This is a genomic window from Sphingobium indicum BiD32, assembly GCF_000382885.1.
Taxonomy (GTDB): domain Bacteria; phylum Pseudomonadota; class Alphaproteobacteria; order Sphingomonadales; family Sphingomonadaceae; genus Sphingobium; species Sphingobium japonicum_C.
This window is the reverse complement of sequence record NZ_CAVK010000208.1, coordinates 1-14,334: the sequence shown is the minus strand read 5'-3', so window position 1 is coordinate 14,334 and position 14,334 is coordinate 1. Positions and strand designations below refer to the sequence as shown.

Annotated in this window: 17 protein-coding genes; 13 read left to right on the top strand and 4 right to left on the bottom strand. The window is 61.3% G+C overall.

Annotation, left to right across the window (positions count from 1 at the left end):
• The first annotated feature begins 390 nt into the window (after positions 1-390).
• The 13 genes from EBBID32_RS19435 (at position 391) to EBBID32_RS19375 (ending at position 12,862) form a co-directional block, all read left to right on the top strand.
• Positions 391-792 (top strand): helix-turn-helix domain-containing protein, encoded by a 402-nt coding sequence (locus EBBID32_RS19435; protein WP_019053950.1) that lies wholly within the window; start codon positions 391-393, stop codon positions 790-792.
• Positions 793-898: 106 nt separating this feature from the next.
• Positions 899-1,864 carry a P-type conjugative transfer ATPase TrbB gene (trbB, locus tag EBBID32_RS19430; protein ID WP_026149853.1) on the top strand — a complete coding sequence of 322 codons (966 nt, stop codon included), beginning with the start codon at positions 899-901 and terminating at the stop codon, positions 1,862-1,864.
• 13 nt (positions 1,865-1,877) lie between these two features.
• Positions 1,878-2,258, top strand: coding sequence for a TrbC/VirB2 family protein (locus EBBID32_RS19425; protein WP_006964400.1), 381 nt, complete (start codon positions 1,878-1,880; stop codon positions 2,256-2,258).
• An 18-nt stretch (positions 2,259-2,276) separates the two neighbouring features.
• Positions 2,277-2,609: a conjugal transfer protein TrbD gene (locus EBBID32_RS19420; RefSeq protein WP_026149854.1), complete on the top strand. Its 333-nt coding sequence runs from the start codon at positions 2,277-2,279 to the stop codon at positions 2,607-2,609.
• Complete coding sequence (locus EBBID32_RS19415; protein ID WP_006964396.1) at positions 2,606-5,185, top strand: VirB4 family type IV secretion/conjugal transfer ATPase; 2,580 nt, start codon at positions 2,606-2,608, stop codon at positions 5,183-5,185. The genes EBBID32_RS19420 and EBBID32_RS19415 overlap by 4 nt, the downstream gene beginning before the upstream one ends.
• Positions 5,172-5,891: a VirB8/TrbF family protein gene (locus tag EBBID32_RS19410; protein WP_006964394.1), complete on the top strand. Its 720-nt coding sequence runs from the start codon at positions 5,172-5,174 to the stop codon at positions 5,889-5,891. The genes EBBID32_RS19415 and EBBID32_RS19410 overlap by 14 nt, the downstream gene beginning before the upstream one ends.
• Before the next feature lie 17 nt (positions 5,892-5,908).
• Complete coding sequence (trbG, locus tag EBBID32_RS19405; protein ID WP_006964392.1) at positions 5,909-6,892, top strand: P-type conjugative transfer protein TrbG; 984 nt, start codon at positions 5,909-5,911, stop codon at positions 6,890-6,892.
• A 2-nt stretch (positions 6,893-6,894) separates the two neighbouring features.
• A complete protein-coding gene (locus EBBID32_RS19400; protein WP_019053953.1) occupies positions 6,895-7,668 on the top strand; it encodes an SPOR domain-containing protein in 774 nt (257 codons plus the stop codon).
• Positions 7,669-7,680: 12 nt separating this feature from the next.
• A complete protein-coding gene (locus EBBID32_RS19395) occupies positions 7,681-9,048 on the top strand; it encodes a TrbI/VirB10 family protein (RefSeq protein WP_231382254.1) in 1,368 nt (455 codons plus the stop codon).
• 25 nt (positions 9,049-9,073) lie between these two features.
• Positions 9,074-9,829 carry a P-type conjugative transfer protein TrbJ gene (gene trbJ, locus EBBID32_RS19390; RefSeq protein ID WP_006964381.1) on the top strand — a complete coding sequence of 252 codons (756 nt, stop codon included), beginning with the start codon at positions 9,074-9,076 and terminating at the stop codon, positions 9,827-9,829.
• Between the two features lie 9 nt (positions 9,830-9,838).
• Positions 9,839-10,021: a hypothetical protein gene (locus EBBID32_RS19385; protein ID WP_006964379.1), complete on the top strand. Its 183-nt coding sequence runs from the start codon at positions 9,839-9,841 to the stop codon at positions 10,019-10,021.
• Positions 10,022-10,031: 10 nt separating this feature from the next.
• Positions 10,032-11,747 carry a P-type conjugative transfer protein TrbL gene (gene trbL, locus EBBID32_RS19380; protein ID WP_006964377.1) on the top strand — a complete coding sequence of 572 codons (1,716 nt, stop codon included), beginning with the start codon at positions 10,032-10,034 and terminating at the stop codon, positions 11,745-11,747.
• Between the two features lie 2 nt (positions 11,748-11,749).
• On the top strand, positions 11,750-12,862 hold the full coding sequence (locus tag EBBID32_RS19375; protein WP_006964375.1) for a transglycosylase SLT domain-containing protein: 1,113 nt from the start codon (positions 11,750-11,752) through the stop codon (positions 12,860-12,862).
• Positions 12,863-12,882: 20 nt separating this feature from the next.
• Here EBBID32_RS19375 and EBBID32_RS19370 read toward each other — a convergent pair whose 3' ends face one another.
• The 4 genes from EBBID32_RS19370 to EBBID32_RS19355 are packed head-to-tail and all read right to left on the bottom strand — an operon-like array spanning position 12,883 to position 14,114.
• Complete coding sequence (locus EBBID32_RS19370; protein ID WP_006964373.1) at positions 12,883-13,182, bottom strand: hypothetical protein; 300 nt, start codon at positions 13,180-13,182, stop codon at positions 12,883-12,885.
• Positions 13,175-13,417: a hypothetical protein gene (locus EBBID32_RS19365; RefSeq protein ID WP_006964372.1), complete on the bottom strand. Its 243-nt coding sequence runs from the start codon at positions 13,415-13,417 to the stop codon at positions 13,175-13,177. The genes EBBID32_RS19370 and EBBID32_RS19365 overlap by 8 nt, the downstream gene beginning before the upstream one ends.
• Complete coding sequence (locus EBBID32_RS19360) at positions 13,417-13,743, bottom strand: helix-turn-helix domain-containing protein (RefSeq protein ID WP_006964370.1); 327 nt, start codon at positions 13,741-13,743, stop codon at positions 13,417-13,419. The genes EBBID32_RS19365 and EBBID32_RS19360 overlap by 1 nt, the downstream gene beginning before the upstream one ends.
• The gene (locus EBBID32_RS19355) at positions 13,740-14,114 is read right to left on the bottom strand and encodes a type II toxin-antitoxin system RelE/ParE family toxin (RefSeq protein WP_013041565.1); all 375 of its coding nucleotides are present in this window, start codon (positions 14,112-14,114) and stop codon (positions 13,740-13,742) included. The genes EBBID32_RS19360 and EBBID32_RS19355 overlap by 4 nt, the downstream gene beginning before the upstream one ends.
• Positions 14,115-14,334: the final 220 nt, after the last annotated feature.

Genomic DNA, 14,334 nt, shown 5'->3' with positions numbered 1-14,334 from the left:
ATCAACGAGTGGCTTCTTGGGCCTACCAACTGAAAGAATCGAAGCTATAGCCTTACATTATCGAGCTACGCGCTACAGCCGTAATTTTCAAAATTGGTCGCCGCGATCTGATCGGCAATTAGCATCTTGGGGCCTGCGCTCGATCCTGCGAGCATTTACGGAATGGACGCCAAAGAGAATTACGCGGAAGCCTGATCTTGTCTCTCGCGCGTCACTTTCTTCTTTCAATCCGTTCGCTGCCACCCGTTATGCGCGCTCGCGCGCTCGGCCCGGCTCGTCCAAAAATGATGCTATAAACAATCATATTCGGCGTCATACCGCTTCCTTTCTCGCGCGCTCCGGCATATCCTCCGCAGCTACCCGGAATTTTAGCGGCTAAAACCAACCCCCTTGCGGAAGAAAGAAACCGAACCTGTGTATCGGAAGGTTCTCGCGATTAACATTAACCGCTTCTTGGCCTTAAGACGGCTCAAGAAAAAAGACCTCGCGGAGAACGCGGGGCTGTCTGTGTCCTTCGTATCTGACGTTACAGCCGGTAAGGGAAACCCGTCGCTCGAAACAATCGCCGCCATCGCAAATGCTCTGGAAGTCCCGCTTGTCGCGCTACTGGAACCGCCGCCTATCGGCACCGATGGCTGGGACGCCAGCCTAGCCGATACCTTATCAAAAGAAGATAAAAAGCTGGGGCTTCCTCCCGGTTATAAGCGCGTTTCCGCTATCGTCACGGATCATCAAGCGTTTCAGATAGCACAATGGCACAAGGCTGCCCACGCTAAGTTGCGTCGGTCCTGACAATCCCCCCAATCTGAACCTAATTCTTTGCAATCGTTCTGGTTGCCTCCATGAAAATTCCGGTATATCCCTTGCGTCCATTTTGTTTTGGCAGGGACGGTGCTTCATGGAGGCCAAGGGGGAACCCGCTCAAGATACGGTAAAAGAGCGTGCGAAGGAGATGCTTCGCCGCTCCATGCAACCGCTTATGTTGGATGCGCTTGCCGACCCCAAAACCGTTGAGCTGATCCTGAACGCCGATGGCAAGCTATGGCTGGAACGCCTTGGCGAACGCATGATCTGCATCGGTAAGGTCGCCCCAAGCCGGGCCGAGGCGATCATCAAGGCGGTCGCTGGCTATCATAACAAGGAAGTGACGCGGGCCTCCCCGGTTCTGGAAGGCGAGTTTCCTATAGATGGCTCGCGCTTCGCCGGACAGATGCCCCCGGTCGTGCCCGCGCCGACCTTCGCCATCCGAAAACGCGCCGTGGCGATCTTTACCCTCGAACAATATGTGGAGGGCGGGATTATGACGGCGGAGCAATGCAGCCTCATCCATGAGGCTATCCGCGCGCACCGCAACATTCTGGTGATTGGCGGCACCGGCAGCGGCAAAACAACGCTAGTGAATGCCATTATCAACGGGATGGTGGACGCGGACCCGACCGAACGGCTCGTAATCATTGAAGATACCGGCGAGATTCAATGCGCCGCTGAAAACTACGTCCAGTTCCACACGTCCCCGCAAATCACCATGACGGCGCTGCTCAAAACCACGCTGCGGATGCGGCCCGATCGTATCCTAGTGGGCGAGGTGCGCGGCCCGGAAGCCCTCGACCTGCTCATGGCGTGGAACACCGGCCACGAGGGCGGAGCGGCCACGCTGCACGCCAACAACGCCGAAGCGGGCCTTAGCAGGCTCCAAATGCTCATCAGTATGCACCCCGATTCACCACGGCCGATTGAGCCGCTGATTGGTGATGCGGTGCATTTGATCGTCCACATCGCGCGCACGCCAGAGGGTCGCCGCATTGAAAGCCTGCTGGAAGTCGGGGGCTTCGTGGATGGGAAATACATTTTGCGCAAACTGTGAAGGAGCATGACATATGACGTTGTTTTGGAATGACGCCGCCGCCCGCCGTAAGGCGCTCATATGGGGTATGCTGGGGCTGGCGCTCGTCATGCTCCTGCTCTGGCCTCACGCGGCTTGGGCCTCGGATACCACGGGCGGCCTGCCTTACGAATCCTATCTGACCAAGGTGCGCCAGTCGATGACCGGCACCGTCGGTTATACCTTCGCCCTCGTCGGCATCGTCGTTGCCGGTGGTGTCCTGATCTTCGGCGGCGATCTCAACGGCTTTGTGCGAACGCTGTTGCTGATCGTCCTCGTCGCCTCGATGCTCGTCGGCGCTAACTCGGTCCTGTCCTCCATCACGGGCGGCGGTGCGGTGATTACCGGCACCGCTTCGCCCGCGCTGGCAGGCTAAAGGGGAGGGCCGGTCAACATGGCTCTGCGATCAGTGCCTATTCGCCGCTCTGGCGTCCGCAACAATCTGTTTTTGGGTGGGGACCGCGAGCTGGTCATGCTCACGGGCCTAGCGTCGATGGCGCTGATCGTTCCGGCCATCAATTCCTTGAAGGCGTGGGCCGCTGGCCTGCTGATCTGGTTTGCAGGCGTGTGGGCCTGTCGTCTCATGGCGAAATCGGACCCGCTGATGCGGTTCGTTTACATGCGGCACCGCACCTATCGCCCCTACTACCCGGCCCACTCCACGCCCTTCCGCAAGAACGGCCGCCTGCAATTCCGCCGCTACCGGCAACCGGGGAAGAAAAAATGATCCAGACAATCGCTGTCGTCATAGCGATCTTCGGGGCGGCCCTGCTCGCGGTCCTCGCCTTTGCGTCCTTCGCCAACGCGGCCGAACGCAAGCTGGCCCGGTATCGCTCCAAGGATGAAGGGCTTGCCGATCTGCTCAACTATGGGGCGATGGTCGATGATGGCGTAATCGTCGGCAAGAACGGCTCGTTCATGGCCGCGTGGATTTATGAGGGCGACGATAACGCCAGCTCCACCGACCGCCAGCGCGATATGGTCAGCTTTCGGATCAACCAAGCTCTCGCCGGGCTGGGCAATGGCTGGATGATCCACGTTGACGCGCCGCGCCGCCCTGCTGCCGCCTACTCGGCTGCGGGTCTGTCGCATTTTCCTGACCCGGTGACGGACGCCATAGATCAGGAAAGGCGCGAATTATTCCAGTCCCTCGGCACCATGTATGAGGGCTATTTCGTCATTACCGCGACCTATTTCCCTCCGGTCATAGCGGAGCAAAAGTTTGTCGAGCTGATGTTTGACGACGATCGGGAGCGGCCGAACAACAAGCAACGCACGGCCGACCTGGTTGAACGCTTCAAGCGCGAAATCACCACATTTGAAAGCCGTCTGTCCTCGGCCGTGAAGCTGACCCGCCTTCGCGCTCACAAGGTCGAAAATGAGGACGGCTCGACCGTGACGCACGACGACTTTTTGCGGTGGCTGCAATTCTGCGTCACCGGCAAAAATCAGCCGGTCGTGCTGCCCTCGAACCCGATGTATCTCGATTCCATCATCGGCGGTGTCGAAATGTGGACGGGCGTAATCCCGCGCATCGGCAACAAGTTCGTCCAGACGGTAGCGATCGAAGGTTTCCCGATGGAATCGACGCCGGGCATCCTCTCGGCGCTGGGCGAGCTGCCGATTGAATATCGCTGGTCCACGCGGTTCATATTTATGGACCTCCATGAAGCTGTGAAACACCTTGAGGATTTCCGCAAAAAGTGGCGGCAAAAGGTTCGCGGCTTCTTCGATCAGGTTTTCCAGACCAACAGCGGCAAGATAGATCAGGACGCCCTTTCGATGGTGGCCGATGCCGATAATGCGCTGGAGGAAGTCAACTCCGGCCTTATCGCACAAGGATACTATACCGGCGTCGTCGTCCTGACGGACGAAAGCCGCGATAAGGTAGAACAGGCCGCGCGCCAGCTTGAAAAGGCTATCAACGCACTCGGTTTCGCGGCCCGTATCGAGACGGTGAACAACCTAGAGGCGTTCTTGGGCACGCTGCCGGGGCATGGCGTCGAAAACGTCCGCCGCCCGATCATCAACACCATGAACCTAGCCGACCTGATGCCGACCAGCTCGATATGGACCGGCCTCGATCATGCGCCGTGCCCGATGTATCCGCCCAGCTCGCCCCCGCTCATGTCTGGCGTCACCAACGGCTCCACGCCGTTCCGGCTCAATCTCCACGTCCGCGACGTGGGGCATAGCTTCATCTTCGGCCCCACGGGCGCAGGCAAGTCAACGCTGCTCGGCCTGCTCGCCGCCCAGCTCCGCCGCTATCCCGGCATGTCCATTTTCGCGTTCGACAAGGGCCTGTCGCTCTACCCGCTGGCGAAGGCGGTGGGCGGGGCGCATTTCACTGTCGCCGGGGATGACGAAAAGCTCGCCTTCTGCCCGCTCCAATTCCTCGAAACCAAGTCCGATCGCGCATGGGCAATGGATTGGATCGACACAATCCTAGCCCTCAACGGCGTGGCGACCACGCCCGCGCAACGCAACGAAATCGGCAACGCCATCGTCAACATGCACGCCAGCGGGGGCAAAACCCTCTCTGAATTTGTGGTCACGATTCAGGATGAAACGGTGCGCGAGGCGATCCGCACCTACACGGTGGACGGCTCTATGGGCCATCTTCTCGATGCGGAACATGACGGCCTGAGCCTGTCGGAATTTACCGTGTTTGAAGTCGAGGAGCTGATGAACCTCGGTGAAAAATACGCGCTGCCGGTCCTCCTCTATCTTTTCCGGCGTATCGAGCGATCTTTGAAGGGCCAGCCTGCCGCGATCATCCTTGATGAAGCATGGATTATGCTGGGGCATCCCGCCTTCCGGGCCAAAATCCGCGAATGGCTCCGGGTGCTGCGCAAGTCCAACTGCCTTGTTCTCATGGCAACGCAAAGCCTGTCTGACGCCGCAAATTCGGGCATCCTTGACGTTATCGTGGAGTCCACCGCGACCAAGATTTTCCTGCCGAACGTCTATGCGCGCGATGACGATACCGCCCAACTCTACAGACGCATGGGCCTCAATACACGCCAGATTGAAATCTTGGCGACGGCCATCCCCAAGCGCCAATATTACTATCTCTCGGAACAGGGGCGGCGGCTCTTTGAGCTGGCGCTAGGCCCCGTGGCCCTGTCCTTCGTCGGCGCGACCGACAAGGAATCCATCGCCACCATTAAGGCCCTTGAAGCGGCCTATGGCCCGGCATGGGTCAACGAGTGGCTGGCCATCCGTGGCGTCGAATCCACCATCAATATCGGCCGCGCGGCGGCGGCCCCCTATACCTCGGAGAAGCTGCATGAGTCTGTTTGACAAGCTGCGGGGGCGGCGAGCTGCGGAAAGCGCCCCGGTTGATCCCAACCCCTACCTGAACGCGCGGCGGCAATGGAATGAGCATGTGGGCGGCATCGCTGCCTCGCGGCGCTTGTGGCAGACTATGGCAATCCTTTCGATGCTGATCGTCCTCGCCGCTGTCGGCGGCATCATAGCGATTGGCAGTCAGTCGAAATTCATCCCTTACGTGGTCCGCGTGGACTCGCTGGGGGACGCGATAGCGACCCAGCGGGCCGATGTGGCTTCGCCGGTCGATGCGCGCGTGGTGCAAGCGCAAGTCGGCTCCTTCATCCAGTCGGCCCGCATGGTGACGGCTGACGTTGAACTCCAAAAGCAAGCCATTTTCCGGGTCTATGGGATGCTCGCGCCGAACGATCCGGCGTTGGCAAAGATGACCGACTATCTCAACGGCAATCCCGACAATACGCCTTTCGCCCGCGCGGCGCGGGAAACCGTGTCGGTCGAAATCGCCTCGGTAATTCAGCAAACCAAGACCTCTTGGCAGGTCGATTGGACCGAGACGGAGCGCGATCGGCAAGGCCAGCCTATCCAGCCTCCGGCGAAAATGCGCGCGCTCGTCACGATCCGCGTTGCGCCGCCCAGCTCGGCCACCACGGAGGAACAAATTAAGCAAAACCCCTTGGGCGTGTTCGTCCAAGATTTCTCTTGGTCGCGCACACTCTGATGGGAGGGACAATCAACATGAAGAAGATCGCCTATTTCGCCGCCGCCCTCGCGGCGCTGCCTTCGATCGCGTCCGCGCAGGACGGCCCGCCGCTTCCCGACGACATGCCGCCCGCGAACGCGCCCATGCCTGCCGGGGGAGGGGCGCAAGTAGATCCCAATGCCTATATCAGCCCGCGCAATCCGAACCTGACGCGCACCCAGCGCGAGGGTCTGTCGATCGCGCGGCGCTGGCAGGCGGAAAGCGCCGAAGGCATCAAGCCGGTGCCGGGCACCGAAGGCGCGGTATTGTTCGCCTTCGGCACCTCCGAACCCTCCGTGGTCTGTGCTGTGCTGCAAATCTGCGATGTGCAGTTGCAGCCGGGCGAGAACATCAATTCGGTCAACGTGGGCGATAGCGCCCGCTGGCTGATCGAACCGGCCGTTTCCAATTCCGGGCCGAACGAAACCCAGCATCTTATCATCAAGCCGCTCGATGCGAACTTGAATACAACGCTGATCGTGACGACCGATCGCCGCACCTACCATATCCGGTTGGTGTCGCACCGGACGCAATTCATGTCGCGGGTGGCGTTCACCTATCCCGATGAAGCGCAAGCCAAATGGGCCGCTTTCCGCGCTCGATCGGACACGGCGCGCGCCGAAAACACGATGGCGGTGCCCGATGGCGCGCGCGGGACGGGCAGGGGAGGGAGCGAATATCTCTCCAATCTCGATTTCCACTATAGCGTTGACGGCCGCGCACGCTGGAAGCCCGTCCGGGTTTACAATGATGGCGTCAAAACCATCATCGAAATGCCGCACGCGATGGAGCAGACGGAAGCGCCATCGCTGCTGATCGTCCGGGCCGGGGGCAGCGTCTCCAAGGCGGCTGATACCTCCATCGTCAATTACCGGCTCCAAGATGGCCGCTACATTGTCGATCAGATTTTTGACCAAGCGGTCCTCATCTCCGGTGTCGGCAAGCGCCAAGAGCGCGTCACCATCACAAGGGGGGGCTGATCGTGCGCGGTGCGATTTTTGTATCAGTGGCTTTCCTGCTTACGAGCTGCGCGGGCGTTTCGCACCGGGACAGCTTCGCCGTTCCGGCTCCTCCCGATCAGGCCCAAGCCCTCGTTGACGATTCCGTGGCGGAGCTGGTGAAACTCTACCCGCCTGCGATTAGCCGGGTGCTGATCCCGACTACCGGGGGCGGGGCCTATGGTGACGGCTTGCGCTCCTCGATGCGCCAAGCAGGCTATGCGGTGATTGAGGCGGGCAAGGGCGTGAAGCCCGATCCTGCGGCCACGCCGTTGCGCTATTACGTCGATCAGCCAATTGCCGATTCCTACCGCGTGACGCTGCGGGTCGGCGCGCAAACTTTCTCCCGCATCTATGGCGTGGATGAAAAGGGTATCTACCCGTCTGCCGGGTGGGCGCTCGATCTGACCGGCGCAACGCCGGAGCTGATCGAACGGGCGAACCGGCCCGTAGCGCCTGCCGCACCTCCTCCCGTTCCGTCGCCCGTCGCCAGCACGCAACCCGGCTTCGGCGGCAATGGAACAGAGGCCGGAACGTGGTCTGTCAGCCTGACGGGCTTCTCCTCCGAAAGCGCAGCACGCGCCTATTGGCGCGCGACGGCGCGCCTTCGCCCTTCGTGGGCGAGCGTGACGCCGCGCTTTGTCCAAAACGGACGCTCTCACGGCATCCAATTCGGACAGTTTCAATCCAGCGCGACGGCGCGCGCCAAGTGCAAGGGCATCCGTGCCGCGCGCTGTGGCGTCGTCAAGGCCGGGTAAGGGGGTAAGTTTATGTCTGATGCTGATAGCATGTCGCCGGAAGCCTCGCCGGGCGGTGCAGCGGACGGGAATAGCGGACGCTTGGTGACAGGTGTTCGCAGGGTCAATAATGCGCCGCTGCTGATCGTCCTTGGCATCGTGGCGCTGTTCATCGCCATCGTAGTGTCGATTATGATTGATCGCTCCTCGGACAATGCGGCGACCAAGGTTCAACCGGCTGTCGGGCAAAGCTCGGCCGATGTTGCGAACAAGGTTGCGGGGACAGCGCCAAGCGGCGCTGCGGAAGTTATGGCGAACGCCCCCCCGCTGCCGCCCGCCGATGGTATTCCGGTCGCGCCGGTTGATCCCAACGCGCCGCCAACCGTCACCGCCTCGCCAGCGCAACCTAACGCCCCCACGGCGGCCGATCTGCGCCGCGCACGCATGGAAGCCATACGCGAAGCACGCCTTGCCCAATTCGGTAGCGCCGTGCGCTCTCCTACCGCCCTGAAATGGCAGGACGGCCGCAATGGGGCATCCTCTGGCGCTGGCGGCATGAGTGGCGGCGCTGATCCGGCAAGCCAGCTCGTCGCCCTCCAACAGCAAATGGCCGCTGCGATGGCGCAGGGCCGCCAGCCCTCGGCCTCCGACATTGCCACCCTTACGGCCCTGTCAAACCAAGTGGCCGGGGGAGGGGCCGGAGCCGCGCCGGGAGCGTCCAATGCCCGTCCGCCTGCCAACTATGGCCAGTTCGCCAACAATGCGGGTGGCAATCGCTGGGCCTCGAACAGCCAAGTGGAAGCGCCCTCGCGCTACCAGCTCCGCGCGGGCTTCGTCATTCCCGGCACGCTGATCTCCGGCATCAACTCGCAAATACCGGGGCAGATTGTGGCGCAAGTTTCCCAAAACGTGTTCGATACCGCCACGGGCCGCTATCTCCTGATCCCGCAAGGCTCGCGCCTTGTCGGCGCGTATGATTCCAACCCGGTCTTTGGGCAGACGCGCGCGCTCATCGCGTGGCAACGGATCATCTTTCCTGACGGCAAGGCGATCGACCTTGGCGCTATGCCGGGGTCGGACAGCGCGGGCTATGCCGGGTTCCATGACCAAGTGAACGCGCATTGGTTCCGTATCTTCGGCTCCGCGCTGCTCATGTCGGGTGTGACCGCTGGCGTAACCCTTAGTCAGCCGCAAACCGGCCTGAACGCCAATGGCACTATGTCCGCCAGCCAAGCCCTTAGCCAAGCTCTCGGCCAGCAGCTCGGACAGACCACGGCGATGATGATTGAGCGCAATCTGAACATATCGCCCACGCTGATTATCCGTCCCGGCTTCCGCTTCAATGTGGTTGTCGTGAAAGACCTCACGTTTTCAAAGCCTTACCGCTCATTCGATTATTGACGCCAGATGAAAGGGAGCAAGCAAAATGAAGTCTCGATTTTTAGCCGCTAAAATTTCTTTGGCGATCACCCTCGCGCTGGCGGCTCCGTCCGCCAATGCGCAAATCTCGGTCATCGACGTTGCGAACGTCCGCCAGACAACCGTTTCCGCGCTGCAAAATGTCGCCACGGTGGCGAAGCAAATCCAGCAGTATCAGACGCAGCTACAGCAATACCAAAATATGATTCAGAACACGGTCGGCGCGCCGGTCCAGCTCTGGCAGCAGGCTACGCAAACGATCGACAGCCTGCAAAGTCAGGTCAATCAAATTAGCTCGTTCGCGCGCCAAGCTGGTGACGTGAACACCTATATGAACCAATTCAAAAATCCGTCTTACTATCAGACCAACGCTTGCACCTCCGGGAATTGCTCGGCCGCGCAAAGGACAGCGGCTTTGTCTGCCGCGCGTGCCCGCACGACTAGCCAGATGGCCGCAAATGCCGACGCTATGAACGGCATCAACAGCGCCATGACGACGCTCGCGTCTGACGGCCAGCGCCTCGACCAATTGCAAGCCAACGCCACGGGTGCCAGCGGTCAAATGCAAGCTCTGTCCTATGCCAACCAATTCGCGGCGCAACAGGCCAGTGAGTTGCAGAAGATTCGCGGCGTGCTGCTCGCGCAAAGCGCCGCGCTGACGGCCCAATCGCAATATCAGCTCGATCGGGATGCTGCGGCAATGGAAACCGGGACGGCGAAAATGGGCACCAAGCCAACCCCGGTAGGAACCTACCAGAATTAAGGAGCAACTATGTCTCGAACTCTAATCATTAGTCTGGTCGCCATTGCGCTGATCGTCGTCGCGGTGGTCGTCGTAGTCAAAAATGAAAAGCCTGCCCCCGTCACCGTGGAAACTCCGCCAAATGTGACGATTGAGGCCCCCTCCAACAAAATGAAGACCAAGCCAACGCCGATCGGCAATTACCAGAATTAAGGACCGCACTATGAAGGCTCTAGCTCGCCTGCATCTGTCCGCCTTGGGGTTGGCGCTCACGTTCGCCGCGACCCCTGCCTATGCGCAATCGCAAGGTATGCTCGATAATGTTCTGAACAGATATAAGGGCATGGCGGCGGCGTGGGCGAGCGTCTTCACAACGCACGCGACAATTCTGTTCGGCGCTCTGGCCGCGATCAGTCTCATATGGACTTTCGGGCAAATGGCGCTGCGCCGCGCCGATCTTGGCGAATTTGCCTCCGAGACAATCCGTTTCGCTGTCTTCTGCGGTGTCTTTTGGTGGCTCCTCATCAACGGCCCGGCGATCGGCATTGCAATCATTGAAGGCTTGCGCTCGCTGGGTGCCCAAGCATCGGGCCTTCCTAATAACCTCGCCCCATCGGGGATTGTCGATATTGGATTCGACATTTTCCGCCAAACCAATGAAGAATTTTCGATAACCTCGCCGTTCCAATCTACGATTCAGGTTCTCATCGCGCTTGGCGTCCTGATCGTCTTGGCGCTCGTCGGCGTGAATATGCTGCTCCTCTTGGCGTCCGGCTATATCCTTGCTTATGGCGGGGTTATCTTCTTGGGCTTCGGCGGTTCCCGTTGGACCTCCGACATTGCGCTGAACTATTTCAAAACGGTGGTCGCGGTCGGCGCGTCTCTGATGACGATGGTTCTCATCGTCGGCGTCGGGAAGACGTTCCTTGACCAATATTATGCGCAAACGGGTGCGGGGGCGACCGTTCAAGACTTGGGCACCATGCTTGTCTTCGCGGTCGTGCTTCTGGCGCTCGTAAACAAGGTTCCCGCAATGGTCGGGGGCGTTATAAGTGGCGGCTCGATCCACGCGGCGGGCGGTATCGGAGCCTTTGGGGCAGGGGCCGCGCTGGGTGCTGCCGGGATGGCCGCTGGGGCGGCGGCCACGGGTGGAGCTATGATCGCTGCTGGCGCGATGAACGCTGCGGGTGGAGCCAGCGCGATCAAGGCCGCCTTCGCTGCCGCTGGTGGGAGCGGTGGTGAAGGCGGCCAAACCGGCATGGGAGGCGGGCAACCGCTTTCGTCGGCGGGCGACATGCCGGGAGGCGGCGATAACGGCGGCGGCGGTGGCGGTGGGGGCGGCGGCACGCCCCTTAGCGTCGCTATGGGCGGCGATGGCGGTTCCCCCCCGGCCAATGACAACAGCGGCCTTCAAGGCGGCTCGGAAGCCGCCAGCGCGGGCGGCGGCACGGCTACTAGCGCCGCTGCGGGTAGCGAGGCGGCCGATCGTGAAGACGGCAACGGCGGCGGCGCTGCCGGTGGCTCGCCTGCGGGGGAGGGGGAGGCCAGCTCCGCCAGCTCGCAAGGTGAAGGCACGCCCGAAAGTGGCGACACTGGCGGCACGCAACGCACCGGCCTTAGCCGTGCGGCGAAAACCGCAAGCATCCTCGGCGGCGCTGCCGCTGGTATGGCGGTGGGCGCTTTGAAAGAGCGGGTGGGAAATACGGTGGGCGGCCGACTGGCGGCCAATATCCGCGCGTCGGCCGCCTCGGCATCGTCGGGAAGTGAAACGCTCGCTCCCGCGACCGGCGCGGGCAGTCCCGCCAGCTCGTCCGATTCATCGCCACCCCCCACGGCGCAATTCGCGGGCGATACCATTTCGGCCGCCCGTGATGCGGGCGACATGGAGACGCCAGAGGATGAAGTTGCGGCCTTCGTCCAGAGAAGGGGGGACAGCTAATCATGGCCGCTGATCTGCCTCCGGTTGTCATAGAAGAACGGGTGCAATGCTCGATCGCGGCGGCGCTGCGCTATAACATTCCGGCGAACGTCATGCTGGCGGTCGCGGAACAAGAGAACGGTCGGCCCGGCGCGCGCGTCCAGAACACCAATAACACCGCCGATCTTGGCTCGATGCAGCTCAATTCCAGCTATATTCAATCGCTGGCACGCTACGGTATCCGGCCCGAATATGTGCTTGCGGCGGGGTGCTATCCCTACAACCTCGCTGCATGGCGTATCAGAAACCATATCCGGGATGACAAGGGCGACCTGTGGACGCGGGTTGCCAATTATCATTCCCGAACGCCGGTCCATAATGCCCGCTATCGGGCGCTGATTATGGCGAAAGGTGCGCGCTGGGAGGCGTGGCTTTCCTCGCGCTATAATACCTACAGCGTGAACGGCATCCCGGTAAGCGGCGGCGCTCCTGCTGCGCGATCGGCCTCGATCCCGCTCACGATCACGGCGGCCGACGCGACGGGCGGGGGCCAGCTCGCGGCGCAACCGGCGATCGTCCAGCCCCAAGGCAGCGCCGACGCCTCGGCGGGCTATGTCGCCTCGATCTTGGCCGCTGCGTTCAATGCTCGCATAACCGATACGTGGCGGGCGCTGGAAGCCAATTACGGGGCCGCCAACAGCTTTCACAAATATGGGCAGGCGGTCGATTTCGTGCCGCGTGCCGGGCTGCACACGATCACGCGCGAGCAAATCCGCGCCGTGATGGCGCAACATGGTATTCGCGTGGCGGAGCTGCTGGGGCCGGGGGACCGGGGCCATGCCGATCATTGGCATCTGGCGTTCTATACCGGCGATCAGACTCGGCCGCTCGATCGCGCTCAAATTGTCGTCGCCAGAGCGGAACGCGGGGTAGGGGGTCTAACCTCGGCGGCCGTGCAGCCGATGGCCAGCTATGAGGCTGCGCCAGCTCCACAAGCCCGCATCATGGCGGCTCGGCCGAACGCCGCGCCTATTTCCGTTGCGGTCAATTTCCGGCGCGACATGCTGCATCCTTCGCCTACCGATCCCACGGCGGACCCGCGATTTATTCCGCGCACAATCACCGCCAGCAATTGAAGCGACGGCGCGCTAGGCGCTCAATTCGGCAAGCCGGTGTGGGCGCTGATTCCCATCCCGGCCAGCTCCTCAATGAGCCAGTCTCGAAAGTCCGAAATGGATTTCGCGCCTTCGGCCCGCAAGGCGGCAACGTCTTCCTCTTTGAAACTCCAATCGTCCTTGCCGATGTGGCGCAAGGCGCGCCTGACGCAATGTTTCTGATAGCTGTAGATCGCGCAGCGGAGATACCCGCGAATGATCTTTTCCATAGCCGCATCGTCATTGCGGTGGCGATCTAGCATTGCGTCAAGGTCAGCTATGGACGGATTGGGATCAAGCATGGTCGGCCTCGATCTGTAGGGCGAGCTGGGCGAGGCGATCGGGGGCAAGCAAGTCGTCGGCCGCTAGGTCGATGGCGAAGGGTTCGCCGGGTTCGAGCGGCCGTCGATCGGCGGCGAACGCGGCAAGATAGGGTTGCGCCGCGTCGGTTTCGATCCAGCGCCAGAAGGCAGGCCCTTGGCCGAATAGCCCGGCCTCGAACATATCGAGCCGGGCTTGCGCGAAATCATCGCACATTAGGCGAAGTGGATCACGGCCGATTCAGTGGTCCGCCCCTGCGGACGCACGACAATATCGACCTTACAGCCAAGCCGGGTGAGCATGGCCAGAAGCCGCTCAACCGAGACGCTGCGGAACTGGCCTCGCAGGATGCGCGACAATTCCGGTTGGGTAGATCCCGTAACCTTGGCGGCGGCGATCTGCGTCAATTTACGTTCCTGCATGGCCTCGGCTACACGGGTAACGAGCTGGGCTTTCAAAAGGTGGGTGTCGGGGTCGGCAAAGCCTAGATCGGCAAAGACATTGCCGCTGCCTTCCTCAATGATTTCGTCCTGTGCGCTCATGCTGTGCCTCGCGGGGTCTGGTGTTGCCGGTGATGCTCCTCGGCGGATTTCAGCCGCGTTCGGATCAAATCCATATCGGCCTGCGGCGTGGCCTTGCCCTGCTTGGATTTCTTCTGGAAGGCGTGCAGGACATAGACCGCCTCCGCGAATTTGACCGTATAGACCGTGCGGAACGTATCGCCTTGGTGGTCGTCTATGATCTCGACCACGCCAGCGCCGCCAAAGCCCTTCAACGGCTTAGTGCTGGCGTGCTGCCCGCCTTGCTGCGCAAGGTGCAGGGCATAGCCCATTACGTCCTGCACATCGTCCGGGAACTCCCGAAAATCGCGCTTTGACGATGCCACCCATCGAACCGGCCGTTCCGTATCCATCGCGGCTATTATGCACAAATATACATAGCCCGCAAGCGGAAATTATGCGCGTATGTGCATATTGCCAGCTCGCTATGCCGATTGAGGCGACCGCGATCGGGGCGGCTCAATCGAGCGCCCTGCGCGACGAATGTATCAACGCCGGGGATGCAGGGCCGTAATTTTATGCTAGAGGCCCGGCGCGGCCCACGCCCCCCAATTGGCTCTGTTGCAAAGATTG

Bases quoted from the DNA above. Each gene is read 5' to 3' on its own strand.
- EBBID32_RS19410 (WP_006964394.1), top strand. From the start codon at position 5,172: ATGAGTCTGTTTGACAAGCTGCGGGGGCGGCGAGCTGCGGAAAGCGCC.
- EBBID32_RS19395 (WP_231382254.1), top strand. From the start codon at position 7,681: ATGTCTGATGCTGATAGCATGTCGCCGGAAGCCTCGCCGGGCGGTGCA.
- EBBID32_RS19365 (WP_006964372.1), bottom strand. From the start codon at position 13,417: ATGTGCGATGATTTCGCGCAAGCCCGGCTCGATATGTTCGAGGCCGGG.
- EBBID32_RS19385 (WP_006964379.1), top strand. From the start codon at position 9,839: ATGTCTCGAACTCTAATCATTAGTCTGGTCGCCATTGCGCTGATCGTC.
- EBBID32_RS19420 (WP_026149854.1), top strand. From the start codon at position 2,277: ATGGCTCTGCGATCAGTGCCTATTCGCCGCTCTGGCGTCCGCAACAAT.
- EBBID32_RS19415 (WP_006964396.1), top strand. From the start codon at position 2,606: ATGATCCAGACAATCGCTGTCGTCATAGCGATCTTCGGGGCGGCCCTG.
- EBBID32_RS19375 (WP_006964375.1), top strand. From the start codon at position 11,750: ATGGCCGCTGATCTGCCTCCGGTTGTCATAGAAGAACGGGTGCAATGC.
- EBBID32_RS19370 (WP_006964373.1), bottom strand. From the start codon at position 13,182: ATGCTTGATCCCAATCCGTCCATAGCTGACCTTGACGCAATGCTAGAT.
- trbG (WP_006964392.1), top strand. From the start codon at position 5,909: ATGAAGAAGATCGCCTATTTCGCCGCCGCCCTCGCGGCGCTGCCTTCG.
- trbJ (WP_006964381.1), top strand. From the start codon at position 9,074: ATGAAGTCTCGATTTTTAGCCGCTAAAATTTCTTTGGCGATCACCCTC.
- trbB (WP_026149853.1), top strand. From the start codon at position 899: ATGGAGGCCAAGGGGGAACCCGCTCAAGATACGGTAAAAGAGCGTGCG.
- EBBID32_RS19355 (WP_013041565.1), bottom strand. From the start codon at position 14,114: ATGGATACGGAACGGCCGGTTCGATGGGTGGCATCGTCAAAGCGCGAT.
- EBBID32_RS19425 (WP_006964400.1), top strand. From the start codon at position 1,878: ATGACGTTGTTTTGGAATGACGCCGCCGCCCGCCGTAAGGCGCTCATA.
- trbL (WP_006964377.1), top strand. From the start codon at position 10,032: ATGAAGGCTCTAGCTCGCCTGCATCTGTCCGCCTTGGGGTTGGCGCTC.
- EBBID32_RS19360 (WP_006964370.1), bottom strand. From the start codon at position 13,743: ATGAGCGCACAGGACGAAATCATTGAGGAAGGCAGCGGCAATGTCTTT.